The 12,839-nt window shown below is 59.6% G+C and carries 13 protein-coding genes; 7 read left to right on the top strand and 6 right to left on the bottom strand.

Translation table 11 applies throughout. The features are described 5' to 3' along the window. Positions 1 to 65 precede the first annotated feature (65 nt). The 4 genes from ACP7BN_RS04590 (at position 66) to ACP7BN_RS04575 (ending at position 4,689) form a co-directional block, all read left to right on the top strand. Complete coding sequence (locus tag ACP7BN_RS04590; protein ID WP_426201971.1) at positions 66 to 569, top strand: polysaccharide deacetylase; 504 nt, start codon at positions 66 to 68, stop codon at positions 567 to 569. 393 nt (positions 570 to 962) lie between these two features. Next, positions 963 to 2,891 carry a RecQ family ATP-dependent DNA helicase gene (locus ACP7BN_RS04585; protein ID WP_426201969.1) on the top strand — a complete coding sequence of 643 codons (1,929 nt, stop codon included), beginning with the start codon at positions 963 to 965 and terminating at the stop codon, positions 2,889 to 2,891. A 111-nt stretch (positions 2,892 to 3,002) separates the two neighbouring features. Continuing rightward, positions 3,003 to 4,226 carry a 3-hydroxyacyl-CoA dehydrogenase NAD-binding domain-containing protein gene (locus ACP7BN_RS04580; RefSeq protein WP_426201967.1) on the top strand — a complete coding sequence of 408 codons (1,224 nt, stop codon included), beginning with the start codon at positions 3,003 to 3,005 and terminating at the stop codon, positions 4,224 to 4,226. A gap of 31 nt (positions 4,227 to 4,257) precedes the next feature. Then, complete coding sequence (locus ACP7BN_RS04575; RefSeq protein WP_426201964.1) at positions 4,258 to 4,689, top strand: acyl-CoA thioesterase; 432 nt, start codon at positions 4,258 to 4,260, stop codon at positions 4,687 to 4,689. 56 nt (positions 4,690 to 4,745) lie between these two features. Here the strand turns inward: ACP7BN_RS04575 and ACP7BN_RS04570 are convergent, their stop codons facing one another. From ACP7BN_RS04570 to ACP7BN_RS04555, 4 genes are all read right to left on the bottom strand, one after another. Beyond that, on the bottom strand, positions 4,746 to 5,228 hold the full coding sequence (locus ACP7BN_RS04570) for a glycine zipper domain-containing protein (protein ID WP_420646775.1): 483 nt from the start codon (positions 5,226 to 5,228) through the stop codon (positions 4,746 to 4,748). 210 nt (positions 5,229 to 5,438) lie between these two features. Next, on the bottom strand, positions 5,439 to 7,787 hold the full coding sequence (locus ACP7BN_RS04565) for an FdhF/YdeP family oxidoreductase (RefSeq protein WP_426201962.1): 2,349 nt from the start codon (positions 7,785 to 7,787) through the stop codon (positions 5,439 to 5,441). Then, positions 7,784 to 8,623 carry a formate dehydrogenase accessory sulfurtransferase FdhD gene (fdhD, locus tag ACP7BN_RS04560; RefSeq protein WP_426201960.1) on the bottom strand — a complete coding sequence of 280 codons (840 nt, stop codon included), beginning with the start codon at positions 8,621 to 8,623 and terminating at the stop codon, positions 7,784 to 7,786. Before fdhD ends, ACP7BN_RS04565 begins: the two co-directional genes overlap by 4 nt. 92 nt (positions 8,624 to 8,715) lie before the next feature. Continuing rightward, a complete protein-coding gene (locus ACP7BN_RS04555; protein WP_426201958.1) occupies positions 8,716 to 9,603 on the bottom strand; it encodes a LysR substrate-binding domain-containing protein in 888 nt (295 codons plus the stop codon). 138 nt (positions 9,604 to 9,741) lie between these two features. Here ACP7BN_RS04555 and lysM point away from each other — a divergent pair, with 138 nt between their 5' ends. Continuing rightward, entirely contained in the window at positions 9,742 to 10,182 is a 441-nt protein-coding gene (lysM, locus tag ACP7BN_RS04550) for a peptidoglycan-binding protein LysM (RefSeq protein ID WP_426201956.1), read from the top strand. Positions 10,183 to 10,212: 30 nt separating this feature from the next. On the opposite strand, the gene yrfG is transcribed toward lysM, so the two are convergent. Next, positions 10,213 to 10,875, bottom strand: coding sequence for a GMP/IMP nucleotidase (gene yrfG, locus ACP7BN_RS04545; RefSeq protein ID WP_426201954.1), 663 nt, complete (start codon positions 10,873 to 10,875; stop codon positions 10,213 to 10,215). Positions 10,876 to 10,963: 88 nt separating this feature from the next. On the opposite strand from yrfG, the gene nudE reads away from it, so the two are divergent. Together nudE and cysQ are read left to right on the top strand one after the other, a co-directional pair. Beyond that, a complete protein-coding gene (gene nudE, locus ACP7BN_RS04540) occupies positions 10,964 to 11,530 on the top strand; it encodes an ADP compounds hydrolase NudE (protein ID WP_420646781.1) in 567 nt (188 codons plus the stop codon). Between the two features lie 11 nt (positions 11,531 to 11,541). Beyond that, on the top strand, positions 11,542 to 12,369 hold the full coding sequence (gene cysQ, locus ACP7BN_RS04535; protein ID WP_426201952.1) for a 3'(2'),5'-bisphosphate nucleotidase CysQ: 828 nt from the start codon (positions 11,542 to 11,544) through the stop codon (positions 12,367 to 12,369). Between the two features lie 9 nt (positions 12,370 to 12,378). Here cysQ and ACP7BN_RS04530 read toward each other — a convergent pair whose 3' ends face one another. Beyond that, on the bottom strand, positions 12,379 to 12,834 hold the full coding sequence (locus ACP7BN_RS04530) for a YiiD C-terminal domain-containing protein (protein ID WP_426201951.1): 456 nt from the start codon (positions 12,832 to 12,834) through the stop codon (positions 12,379 to 12,381). Positions 12,835 to 12,839 lie beyond the last annotated feature (5 nt).

The raw sequence follows: 12,839 nt of genomic DNA, 5'->3' as shown, positions 1-12,839 counted from the left end.
ATGGTGCGCGCCAGAATCCGTAGGGCGTTTCCAAGCGTCCGACACGCGCTTAAAGGGAATTAGGTATGCAGTGGCTACGAATGGCCTCGATCATTTTGCTGTGGGTCAGCGGTTGTCGTTTGACGATGGCTTCCGATGCGGGCAACGGGTTGGTGCTGGCCAGTCTGGAACGCACCGGGTGGCCGGATTCGCTGACGAACCAGACAGGCATCGACACCGCGTCTCGCGCCGAAGCGCTGATGTTCGGCAAGGCGCTGCTCGCCAGCGAAGCGTTGAACGAGAGCGGATTGAAACAGCAACTGGGCGTGCCGCAAGTGCACCTCGAATCGATCCGGCAAGTACGTGACGGACTTTGGGATCGTTTGCTGAGCACTTACCGCGACTCCAGTCAGAGCTGTGACGCCCAAGCGTTTTGCCCGCGGGTACGCAGCGTCGCCGACTTGCGTCAGTTGGCAGCGGCCTTCACAGGCGATATCAGCCCTGCCCATGCACTCTGGGCGAGTAAAAGCCCAGGCGTGCATGAGCAGGTATTGAACGAGCAACTGCGCCTTGCGGTGCTGTTGCCCTAGCGCGGGGTCATCGCACTTGAGCCGCATCCGCTAACCAGAGACCTGCGCGCGGCGGTAAGCCATCGGGTGGCGGCGTACATGCGCTCAGCAGCAGTGACGCGACGATGAGGGCGAGGGGTAACTTCAACCGGTTCGACATGATCATTCCTTGGTGAGAATCTGCGCCCGTCAGCCGTCCTGGCGTGAAGGGGCATGCGCAGATTTTTGTGGAGCCGGCACATTACCGCTTGGCGGACAAACGGCGCGATAAACAAATTACATCGCCTGTTTCAACCCGTGGCCCGTCGCCCGACGCTGTATCATCCCGTATCGAATTGCCCCCGACCTTTTCTCGACTCGCTGCGATCGCCCGCTAGGCTGTTGGCATGTCAGCGGTCAACGGAGTGACAGCGAATGCACAACACCCTGGAACAGGTTTTCGGCTATCCACAGTTTCGTCCCGGTCAGGAAGCGGCAGTCAGCGCGGTGCTCGCCGGTCGCTCGGCAGCGGCGATTTTTCCCACTGGGTCGGGCAAGTCTCTTTGCTATCAATTGTCGGCGCTTCTACTGCCGCATCTGACTCTTGTGGTCTCGCCGTTGTTGGCGCTGATGCAGGATCAGCTGGTTTTTTTGCAACGCCACGGCATTTCGGCCGGCAGCATCGATTCGGCGCAGAGCCGCGATGATGCCAACGACGTAATGGCTCGTGCCCGGTCCGGCGAATTGAAGATCCTGATGATTTCCGTGGAGCGCTTGAAGAACGAGCGCTTTCGCAATTTTTTGCAGCAGGTACCGATCTCGCTGCTGGTGGTGGATGAGGCGCACTGCATCTCCGAGTGGGGGCACAACTTCCGACCCGACTACCTCAAGCTGCCGGACTATCAGCGTCAGTTCAACATCCCGCAAACCTTGCTGCTGACCGCTACCGCAACGCCGAAAGTCATCGCCGACATGCAGAGCAAATTCAGCATCGCCGAGGCCGACGTGGTAACCACCGGTTTCTACCGGCCCAACCTCAATCTGCTGGTCGAGCCCGTGCGTGGCCAGGACAAGCGCCGACGCTTGGTTGAATGGATGAGCGCGCGTCCAGGCCAGCCAAGCATCGTCTATGTGACCCTGCAAAAAACCGCCGAGCAGATTGCCGAACATCTTGGCCGCAGCGGCATTCAGGCCGAGGCTTATCATGCCGGCCTGCCACATGAAAAACGTGAGGCGATCCAGAAACGCTTCATGGGCGGGCAGTCCAATTGCATCGTCGCCACCATTGCGTTCGGCATGGGCATCGACAAGAGCGACATCCGCAACGTGGTGCATTTCGACCTGCCCAAATCCATCGAAAACTACAGTCAGGAAATCGGCCGTGCGGGGCGTGACGGTCAGCCTTCGGATTGTCTGGTGCTGGCCAACCGCGACAGCCTCAACGTGCTGGAAAACTTCGTCTACGGTGACACGCCGGAGCGCGATGGCATCCGTCATGTGCTGGATGAAATGAAGCTCGCTGCACCTGACGGCCAATGGGAGTTTTTGCTCGGGCCACTGGCGGATCAGAGCAACATCCGCGCGCTGCCGCTCAAGACCCTGCTGGTGCAGTTGGAACTGCGTCGGCTGATCGCACCGCGCTATGCGTATTACGCCGAGTACCGCTTCAAATACCTGCTGGAGCCGGAGGCATTGCTGGAGCGTTTCGAGGGCGAGCGCAAGGATTTCGTCGCAGCGATCATCCGGACGTCCAGTCGCGCACGGACATGGGCGACGGTGAATTTCGACGCGATGTACGAGCAGTATTCGGCTGAGCGTAATCGGGTGGTGAAGGCGCTGGATTATTTTCAGGAGAAGGGCTGGGTAGAGCTTGAGAGCAAGCAGATGACCGAGGTCTACAGTTTGCTGAACACTGACTTCGACAGTCAGAGTCTGAGCGCGGAACTGCACACGTATTTCACCCGACATGAGCAGACAGAAGTCGCGCGGATCCACGCGATGCTTGAGTTGTTCGCCACTGAGCGCTGCCTCGGTTATCGCTTGGCCGAATACTTCGGCGATCACAATGCGCCCGAGCAATGTGGGCATTGTTCGGTTTGCCATGGTCAGATCGCGCGGTTGCCGGCGCCCCCGGATTTGCCAGCGCTTGTGGATAAAAACTTCGAGGCGCTGTGCAGTGATTTTATCCACAGGCACGAGCAGCACACTGGCAATGCGCCTTCGGCAGAACGCCTAACGCGGTTCTTGTGCGGGATCAGTGTGCCGCTGTTTACCAAGCTCAAGGCTCGGGCAATTCCGGGATTTGCTGCGCTGGAGGAGTATCCGTATGCCCAAGTGCGCAGTTGGGCCGAGGCGCACCTCTGAGTCAGTCTCATCCACGCGCTGAATGTTGATCATCACGCTAATAAACTTCAAAAAACGCCGATGGCTGACTATGGTGAAACTTGTCTTTGGATCTCCAACAAGAGAACAACAATGAGCCAGACAGCCTTCGATATTCAGCAAGCCGCCGTGATCGGCGCAGGAACCATGGGCCGTGGCATTGTCATGTGCCTGGCGAATGCCGGGGTGACGGTGCAATGGGTCGACAACAATCCGCAGATGCTTGAACAGGCACTGAGCGCAGTGGCCGATACCTACGCGCATAACGTGCGTCAGGGGCGCATTGATCAGGGCGAGGCAGATGCGCGGATCGCGAGGATTGGCTCAGCGGCGGACTATGCGGCGATTCGCAATGTCGATCTGGTGATCGAAGCGGTGTACGAGAACCTTGAACTCAAGCAAAAAATCTTCCGCGAGCTCGATGGTTTGCTCAAGCCTGAGGCATTGCTGGCGAGTAATACGTCGGCGCTGGATATTGATGCGATTGCCGCGGCGACAAGGCGCCCCGATCAAATGCTGGGGCTGCACTTTTTCAGCCCCGCACACATCATGAAATTGCTGGAAGTCGTGCGTGGTGCGCAAACATCCCCGGCAGCGTTGAAAGCCGCATTGGCATTGGGCGAGCGCATGGGCAAAGTCAGCGTGGTATCGGGTAACTGCCATGGCTTTATCGGCAATCGCATGCTGCATCCGTATGTCCTCGAAGCACGCAAGATGCTGCTTGAAGGCGCTTATCCACATCAGGTTGATGCCGCGTTGCAGAGCTTCGGTTTCGCGATGGGGCCGTTTCGCATGTATGACGTTGTCGGGATTGATCTTGAATGGCGTGCGCGTGAACTCGCCGGTGAAGGGCAGGATGCGCCAGAGGTTCAGATTGATAACCGGCTCTGCGAGTTGGGTCGGTTCGGGCAGAAGTCCGGCAACGGTTATTACCACTACGAGCCGGGCAGCCGGCAGGCGGAGCATGATCCCGAGGTTGATGCGCTGGTGTTGAACGTCAGCGAAGGCTTGGGCTTTCAACGTCGCGAGATCGGAGCCCATGAGATTCTTGAGCGTTGCATGCTGGCGTTGGTCAACGAGGGCGCGAAGATCTTGCAGGAAGGTATCGCCGAGTCGGCGCAGGACATCGACCTGGTGTACCTGAATGGCTACGGCTTTCCGGTGGACCGGGGCGGCCCGATGGCCTGGGCGGACGATGAGGGACTGGCAGATATCCATCAGCGCTTGCTGGCGTTGCAGACGCGGCAGGGTGACCAATGGCGGCCGGCGCCGTTGATCGGTGAGTTGGCGGCGCGAGGCAAAGGTTTTTACCTTTAAACTGGGCAGATAACTTGAGGAATCGACATTGATGTCCAACCCGACGCCGCAACGCACCGACTACCCGCACTTCCAGCCCATCACTACGCGCTGGCACGACAACGACGCCTACGGTCACGTCAACAACGTGACCTACTACAGCTTCTTCGACACAGCGGTGAACACCTACCTGATTGAGGTCGGTGGGCTGAATATCCATGACGGCGAAGTCGTGGGTTTCGTGGTCAGCTCATCGTGCGATTACTTCGCCTCGATCGCGTTCCCGGATCGAATCGAAATCGGCCTGCGCGTTGGCAAACTGGGCAACAGCTCGGTGCAATACGAACTGGCGGTATTCAAGGCTGGCGAAGATGAGGCCTGTGCGGCGGGACGGTTCGTGCATGTATTCGTCGATCGGGCATCCAATCAACCCGTGGCCATTCCCGGCGGATTGCGTGAAGCGCTGGAGCGCTTGGTGGTCTGAAAATGCGCAAAAAAAATCGCAGCCCTCGGGCTGCGATTTTTCCTCAAGCATGCGCCTTAACGGTGGCGATAGTGCTTTTTATGCTTGCGGTGGCCGTAAGCATGACCGCGACCACGGTGGTCGTCACGGTAGTAGCGACGATCGTCACGGCCACGGTCGTAACGACGGTCGTCGTCATCACTTTTGTTGCCCATGTAGTTACCCAGCGCGCCACCGGCGCCGCCACCTGCGGCCGAACCGATCAGGCTGCCGGTCGAGCCGCCAAGGCTGCGACCCACCACGTTACCGCCGGCCGCGCCCAGCGCGCCGCCAATGGCCGCTTCGCCACGGCTGCGTTTGTCGGCGCCAACTGCGCTACCACCCGCGCCGCCCAATGCTGCGCCGATGGTGGAACCTGTGTTGCCGCCTAAAGACTGACCGACGACCGAGCCAAGAACCCCGCCCAATGCGCCGCCCACACCTGCTTCGGTGGTGCCTCCGGCAGAAGCGAAACCACTGACCAGGCCAAGGGACAACAAGAGAATCTGGGAGAACTTCATAGAGGAGCCTCAAAGGGATGACGGCGCGATCCTGAGGCTCTGTGATGGGCGTGACAATCGAAATCCGACGAATAGCACGACTTGTATACAATTACGCAAGTTACTGTTTTAACTGCGGAACTTAAGCGATTTTCGCCGGTCTTTAGCTACTTCGGACAGGCCGCTTTTATACAAAAGCGGCCTTTTTTGTGTGCGCAGGAAAGTGAGATATCAGGCCGATTTGGCCATGATCAACCCGGTCTCACTCGGCGCTTCCAAGCGAATCGCAATGAATTTCGATGTCGGTGTATGGCTGCCATCGCCAGTACTTTCCAGCGGCACCAGCGGATTCACTTCAGGGTAATAAGCCGCCGCTTGCCCGGCCGGAATATCGAATGCGAGCAAAGTGAAACCTTTGACCCGACGTTCACGGCCATCGTCCCACAGCGACACGATGTCCGCCTTCTGCCCCGGCTTGAAGCCCAGTCGAATGATGTCGGCTTCGTTGACGAACACCACATCACGTTGACCCTTGACCCCGCGATAACGGTCATCGAGACCGTAAATGGTGGTGTTGTACTGATCGTGTGAGCGCATCGATTGCAGGATCAGGTCCGGCATTTGCCCGGTGGCGCGGGTGCGTTCGTGCACCAGATCTTTGGGCAGCACGTTCGGACGGAAATTCGCCCGGCCGGAAGGGGTGTTCCACTTGCGCGCACCGGCGCTGTTGCCGAGATAGAAGCCTCCCGGATTTTTAACCTTTTCGTTGAATTCCTTGAAGCCCGGAATGGTGTCGGCGATCAGCTCGCGGATGCGCCGGTAGTCGGCCACCAGCCAGTTCCAGTCCACCGGTTTGCTGCCCAAAGTTGCGGCAGCGATGCCGGCAATGATTGCCGGTTCCGAGCGCATCTGGTTCGACAGCGGCTGCAATTGGCCGTTGGAGGCGTGGACCATGCTGAACGAGTCTTCCACGGTGACCGCTTGCGGGCCTTCGGTCTGGATGTCGATGTCGGTACGACCAAGACACGGCAGGATCAACGCATCTTTGCCGTGGGCCAGATGGCTGCGGTTGAGCTTGGTGCTGATCTGCACCGTCAGGTCGCAATTGGTCAGTGCCTGGAACGTGCGCGGGCTGTCCGGGGTGGCTTGAGCGAAGTTGCCGCCCAGACCGATGAACACCTTGGCGCGACCTTCGGCCATGGCGTGGATCGCCTCGACCACGTTGTGCCCGTTGTGACGTGGCACCTTGAACTGGAAGCGTCGTTCCAGCGAATCGAGGAACGCCACTGGCGGACGCTCGTTGATGCCCATGGTGCGGTCGCCCTGCACGTTACTGTGGCCGCGCACCGGGCACAGACCGGCACCCGGCCGGCCAATGTTGCCGCGCAGTAGCATCAGGTTGGCGATTTCCTGAATGGTCGGCACCGAGTGGCGGTGCTGGGTGATGCCCATCGCCCAGCACATGATTACGTTTTTGCCTTTGGCGTACATGCGCGCCGCTTGTTCGATTTCCACCAGGGTCAGGCCGGACTGCTCGACGATCTGCTCCCATGGAGTGTCATCGACCACACCCAGATACTCGAGCACGTTGACGCTGTGTTCATTGAGGAAGTCGTGATCGAACACCGCTGGCGCGCCAGCCTTCTGCGCATCGCGTTCCCATTGCAGCAGGAACTTGGCCATGCCGCGCATCAATGCCATGTCGCCGCCCAGCGCCGGGCGGAAATACGCGGTGTTGGTCGGCTTGTCGCCGTTGGTGAGCATTTCGATCGGGTGCTGCGGATGCTGGAAGCGTTCCAGACCACGCTCTTTCAGCGGGTTGACGCAGACCACCTGCGCGCCACGTTTCACCGCCTCACGCAACGGTTCGAGCATGCGCGGGTGATTGGTGCCAGGGTTCTGGCCCCAGACGAAAATTGCATCGGCGTGTTCGAAATCGTCGAAGGTCACGGTGCCTTTGCCGACGCCGACACTCTGCGCCAACGCTACGCCGCTGGCCTCGTGGCACATGTTCGAGCAGTCGGGGAAGTTGTTGGTGCCGAACGCGCGCACGAACAGCTGATAGAGATATGCGGCTTCGTTGCTGGCGCGACCCGAGGTGTAGAACTCGGCCTGATCCGGGCTCGACAAGCCTTGCAGGTGTTTGCCGATCAGCGCGAACGCGTCCTCCCAGCTAATTGGCTTGTAGTGGTCGGTCTCGGCGTCATAGACGACAGGCTCGGTCAGACGCCCCTGATATTCGAGCCAGTAATCGCTCTGTTCCAGCAGCGCAGTCACGCTGTGTTTGGCGAAGAATTTGCCATCCACCCGGCGCTTGGTCGCTTCCCAGTTCACTGCTTTGGCGCCGTTTTCGCAGAACTTGACCATGCCGCTTTCCGGCGAGTCGCCCCACGCGCAACCCGGGCAGTCGAAGCCGCCGTTCTGGTTGGTCTTGAGCATCATGCGCAGGTTTTTCAGCGCATTGTCGCTGGTCAACCAGGCCTGAGCCACGCTGATCAGCGCGCCCCAGCCGCCGGCTGCGCCTTTGTAAGGCTTATAGCGCGGGACAGGTTTCTGGTCGGCTTGATGATGTTGGCTCACAGGTGTTTCTCCATTTCTGGGCTATACACCCGCGGCGCATTTTTCTGCGGCAGGTGGATGAGATTGAGATTGTGGCGACGCGCCCATTGCACAGCGAGGCCAGTAGGCGCGGACAGGCTGACCAGTGTCTGGATGCCGGCGCGCAAAACTTTCTGGATCAATTCGAGGCTGCAACGGCTGGTGACAATCGCCAGGCCGCCGCTGGTGGAAATCTTCTGTCGGATCAGGCCGCCGATCAGTTTGTCGAGCGCGTTATGCCGACCGATGTCTTCGCGCCCGAGCAGCAACTGGCCGCTGGCGTCCATGAACACCGCCGCATGTACTGCGCCGCAATGCTGGCCCAGCGGCTGGAACGCGCCGATGCGCTGGCGCAAGCCGTCGAGCCATTCAATCGGCGGTAACGGTGCGCCGGGCAACACTTTGAGATCGGGCAGCGCCTGTTCGACCGCTTCCACCCCGCACAATCCGCAGCCGCTGGTGCCGGCCAGTTGCCGGCGCTGAGTCTTGAGGTTCCAGAAAGCACGGTTGGCGATGGTTACTTGGGCGTACTGCGCCGAGCCTGATCCGCTCAGTTGCAGGTCGTAGATGTCTTCGGCGTGTTCGATGATGCCGCTGCCGAGGCTGAAGCCGACGATAAAATCTTCGAGGTCGGTCGGGGTCACCAGCATCACGGCCTGGCTGATGCCGTTGTAGGCAATCGCCAACGCGACTTCTTCGGCCAGCGCGGTGCTGGTCGACTCTTGCAACGCAAGATCGCTGTAGCTGTAAGTCTGGCTGGCAGAGGGCGCGGGCGTTTGCAGAGCAGGCGCCGCGCAGGCAGGGCGCTTGGCGTTCATGGCATCACCGACGGTTTGATCAACGTTAAGACTAGGCGCGGCAACTTGTCGCGTCTAATCGCTAATACTGATCTACCGATAGATGCCGTCGATCAAGAAGCTATTGGCGATTTTTGATACAGCGCAAAACACGCCTCTGCCAGCGCTGAACGAGGTGCTCCACGACGCATGATGAAGCCCAGGCGTGCGAGGGTCTGAGCATTTTCAATGGGTTGCAGGCGCAGGTCATCGGTGAGGTTTTCCAGGCCGCCGTCCAGCGGCATCACCGCACAGCAGAATCCGCCATGCACCGCTTGCAACAATTGATGCACGGCATCGGTTTGCAGCAGCGGTTGCGGGCTCAGGCCACGGCTGTGGAAGTTATGGTCGATGGACTGACGAAAGTGCATGCCGCTGGTGAGCATGCCCAGCGGCAGCTCGATCAGCGCTTCCCAGCTCAACGGTTCCTCGCCGAACGTGAAGAAGCGTTGGTCATACAGCAGACCCATGCGTGTTTCGCTGAAGGCCAGCGATTCGAAACGCTCGTTGTCCAGCCGATCCAGATAGGACACGCCGATATCGATGCGATTGTTCGCCAGTTGCTCGAGAATCTGCTCGGAACTCAGCGCCGACAGTTCGAAGCGCAGGTTCGGATGCTGCGCATGCAGGCGCTGCATCAGCGGCAGCGCATCGAAGCTCGACAGCGGCACCACGCCGAGGCGCAGCGTACCCACCAGATTGCCGCGACACGCCGCCGCTTCCGCCTGCAAACCGTCGTACGCCGCCAACACCGTGCGCGCCCAAGCCAGCACCCGCTCGCCCGGCGCGGTGAAGCCTTCGAAGCGTTGGCCGCGATTGACCAGCGGCAGATCGAGTTCTTCTTCCAGGCTGCGCAGGCGCATCGACAGGGTCGGCTGGGTGATGTGGCACCGGGCGGCGGCCTGGCCGAAGTGGCGGGTTTCGTCGAGGGCGATGAGGAATTTCAGCTGCTTGATGTCCATCTTCGCTCCGGGGCGCAGGCAAGGGGTGAGGGATTCTAACGCTTGCGTGTGGGCAGGGTCATTGGTCGGTCAGGAACCGGATTTGCTCAAGGTGGTCTAGGCTTGGGCGTCTGGAATCTAAATCAAGGAGTGTGCGCTATGAGTATTTTCAGTTTTGTAAAAGAAGCGGGCGAAAAACTGATCGACCTGCTGACCCCCGGCAACGCCAATGCCGGCGAGCAGTTGAAGGAGCACATCAGCAAGGTCGGGTTGGGCAATCCGAACATTCAGGCGACCGTTGAGGGTGACAAAGTCACGCTGACCGGTGAAGTGGCGAGCCAGGAAGAAAAAGAAAAGATTTTGCTGGCAGTGGGCAATATTGAGGGCGTGGGCAGTGTTGATGATCAGATCACGGTGACCGGGCCGGCGGTAACTGCTGCACGCTTTGTCGTGGTGAAAAAGGGCGACACCCTCAGCGCGATTTCCCTCGCGGTGTATGGCAATGCCAACCAGTACAACAAGATCTTCGAGGCCAACAAGCCATTGCTCAAGGACGTGAACAAGATCTATCCGGGGCAGACGCTGCGTATTCCTGAATAACGCAGAATCCCACAATGATTTCGACAGGGGTCATAAGCCTTTGATCAGATCGCGATAATCCCCGACCGCCGCAAACTCCGCCGTGTCCTTCGGCCCTTTGCGGCTGTCCGGTTCCTTGACGGCCAACAGATGCGCCACACCGAAATCCCGTGCACTGCGCAGGATCGGCAAGGTGTCGTCGATGAACAGACTGCGCGCCGGGTCGAAACCGATATCAGCCTGCAACGCATCCCAGAACTGCGGGTTCTCCTTGGGGAAGCCGTAATCGTGCGAGCTTATCAGCCGCTCGAAGTACGGTGCCAACTCGATCCGTTCCAGTTTCAGTGAGAGTGAATCACGGTGCGCATTGGTGATCATCACCACGCGTTTTCCCGCTTGCTTGATCGCCGCCAGAAACGTATCGGCATCCGGGCGCAGGGCGATCAGGTGTGCGGTTTCCAGTTTCAGCTCGCGCACTGACAGCTTCAACTCGGTGCTCCAGAAATCCAGGCAATACCACTGCAATTGACCCGCATGGCGCTCGAATAGCGGCTGCAATTCCATCTCGGCCATGGCCCGGCTGACGCCGTGCAGATCAGCGTAGCGCTGCGGCAGATATTCCAGCCAGAAATGGTTGTCGAAATGCAGGTCCAGCAGCGTGCCGTCCATGTCCAGCAGAACGGTATCGATGTCGGACCAGGGTAGTGAAGGCATGGCAACGTCTCGAACGGTAGAAAGATATCCGACGCAAACAATCGGAAAAGCCGCGTTATAGTAGCGCGTTCACGCCAAGGAGCTTTGCATGCGCCAGAAACCCACCGTACTTGCCCGCGAGATTGTTGCCACCAGTCGTCTGTTCTGCGTGGAAGAGCTGAAGCTGCGTTTTTCCAACGGCGTGGAGCGCACCTATGAGCGACTGGTCGGCAAGGGCGCCGGTTATGGCGCCGTGATGATCGTGGCGATGCTCGACGGCGAGCACGCGGTGTTGGTCGAGGAATACTGCGGCGGTACCGATGAATACGAATTGTCGTTACCCAAAGGTTTGATCGAGCCGGGCGAAGATGTGCTGGCAGCGGCCGAGCGTGAGCTCAAGGAAGAAGCCGGTTACGGCGCGCGCCAACTCGAGCATCTGACCGAACTGTCCTTGTCCCCCGGCTACATGAGCCAGAAGATCCAGGTTGTGCTGGCCACCGATCTGTACGAAGAACGTCTTGAAGGCGACGAACCCGAGCCAATGCGCGTGGACAAGGTCAACCTGCGCGATCTGTCGACGCTGGCGCAGAATCCGCAATTTACCGAGGGGCGCGCCTTGGCGGCGTTGTATCTGACCCGCGATCTGCTAAGCCAGCGCGGATTTTTTCAGTCATGAGTGAAGTGTCGATGAATTTACCCCATCCGTTGATGGCGCCGGTGATCGAGCTGGTATTGCAAGCTGGCGCGGCGATCCTGCCGTTCTGGCGCGCCGAGGTGGCGGTCACCGCCAAGTCCGATGATTCGCCGGTCACCGCTGCCGACTTGGCGGCGCACCATGTGATCGTGGCCGGTCTGACGGCGCTGGATTCGAGCATTCCGATTCTGTCCGAAGAGGATGCCGACATTCCCCAGAGCGTGCGTGCCGGCTGGACGCGCTGGTGGTTGGTGGATCCACTGGATGGCACCAAGGAGTTCATCAGCGGCAGCGAGGAATTCACGGTTAATATCGCCCTGATCGAAAACGGCCGGGTGGTGTTTGGTGTAGTGTCGATTCCGACCAGCGGTCGGTTTTACGTTGGCGGCGCCGGGCTCGGCGCATGGCGCGGCGACACCGGCGGCACGCCTGAGCAAATTCAAGTTCGCGATGCTCTGGCTCCGGGTGAAGCATTTACGGTAGTTGCCAGCCGTCGTCATTCCAGTCCGGAGCAGGAGCGCTTACTGGCCGGATTGAGCGCCAGTCTGGGTGAGTTGCAACTGGCGAATATCGGCAGTTCGCTGAAATTCTGTTTACTGGCTGAAGGCGTGGCTGACTGCTATCCGCGACTGGCGCCGACTTCGCAGTGGGACACGGCGGCGGCGCAAGGTGTGCTGGAAGGGGCGGGCGGCGAAGTGTTGGATCTGAACGGTGAAGCGTTTTGTTATCCGGCGCGGGAATCGTTGCGCAACGAGTTTTTTCTGGCGCTGCCGGCGAAGGCTGCGTGGCGGGCGAAGTTGTTGGAGTTGGCCCGCGGCTGATCTGTTGTTTCAGCGGTGCAGGACGTACTGCCCGCTGAACGTCACTGCATCTTCATCACTTCCCACGTTCACAATCCGCGTATTCAGGGTCAACCGCGCCCGCCCGTAACGCTGATACATCGCCAGAAACTTCTTCCACACCGCGGCATCCGGCGCCGGGCAAATCGCGGTGGCATCGCCCGTGACCGGCAGTGGATAACTGATCTGGCCTTCCTGAATCACGATGTGTCCGTCCTCTATGCCGGCTTCCTTCAGACGCAAATGCAGCCAGCCCCAACCGGCCAGCACCGCGCCGCAATACAGGCTGCCGCCAAACATGGTGCTCTTGTGATTGACGTTGGGTTCGAGCGGCAAGTGCAGACGTAGTTGGTGGTCGTGCCAGCCGAGCACTTTCAGGCCCATCTCCCGGGTCAGCGGAATGTCGCGATGAAGCACGACTTCCAGATACTCACTATCGCGGTTCATGTCCT

The organism is Pseudomonas sp. TWP3-1 (assembly GCF_049896625.1).
GTDB lineage: Bacteria > Pseudomonadota > Gammaproteobacteria > Pseudomonadales > Pseudomonadaceae > Aquipseudomonas.
The sequence above is the reverse complement of the archived record's forward strand: the minus strand, read 5'-3'. Positions and strand labels throughout refer to the sequence as shown.

Excerpts from the sequence above, each read along its gene's own strand:
- cysQ (WP_426201952.1), top strand. The coding sequence starts at position 11,542 with ATGAATTTACCCCATCCGTTGATGGCGCCGGTGATCGAGCTGGTATTG.
- ACP7BN_RS04575 (WP_426201964.1), top strand. The coding sequence starts at position 4,258 with ATGTCCAACCCGACGCCGCAACGCACCGACTACCCGCACTTCCAGCCC.
- yrfG (WP_426201954.1), bottom strand. The coding sequence starts at position 10,875 with ATGCCTTCACTACCCTGGTCCGACATCGATACCGTTCTGCTGGACATG.
- ACP7BN_RS04580 (WP_426201967.1), top strand. The coding sequence starts at position 3,003 with ATGAGCCAGACAGCCTTCGATATTCAGCAAGCCGCCGTGATCGGCGCA.
- lysM (WP_426201956.1), top strand. The coding sequence starts at position 9,742 with ATGAGTATTTTCAGTTTTGTAAAAGAAGCGGGCGAAAAACTGATCGAC.
- fdhD (WP_426201960.1), bottom strand. The coding sequence starts at position 8,623 with ATGAACGCCAAGCGCCCTGCCTGCGCGGCGCCTGCTCTGCAAACGCCC.
- ACP7BN_RS04555 (WP_426201958.1), bottom strand. The coding sequence starts at position 9,603 with ATGGACATCAAGCAGCTGAAATTCCTCATCGCCCTCGACGAAACCCGC.
- ACP7BN_RS04585 (WP_426201969.1), top strand. The coding sequence starts at position 963 with ATGCACAACACCCTGGAACAGGTTTTCGGCTATCCACAGTTTCGTCCC.
- ACP7BN_RS04570 (WP_420646775.1), bottom strand. The coding sequence starts at position 5,228 with ATGAAGTTCTCCCAGATTCTCTTGTTGTCCCTTGGCCTGGTCAGTGGT.
- ACP7BN_RS04530 (WP_426201951.1), bottom strand. The coding sequence starts at position 12,834 with ATGAACCGCGATAGTGAGTATCTGGAAGTCGTGCTTCATCGCGACATT.
- nudE (WP_420646781.1), top strand. The coding sequence starts at position 10,964 with ATGCGCCAGAAACCCACCGTACTTGCCCGCGAGATTGTTGCCACCAGT.
- ACP7BN_RS04590 (WP_426201971.1), top strand. The coding sequence starts at position 66 with ATGCAGTGGCTACGAATGGCCTCGATCATTTTGCTGTGGGTCAGCGGT.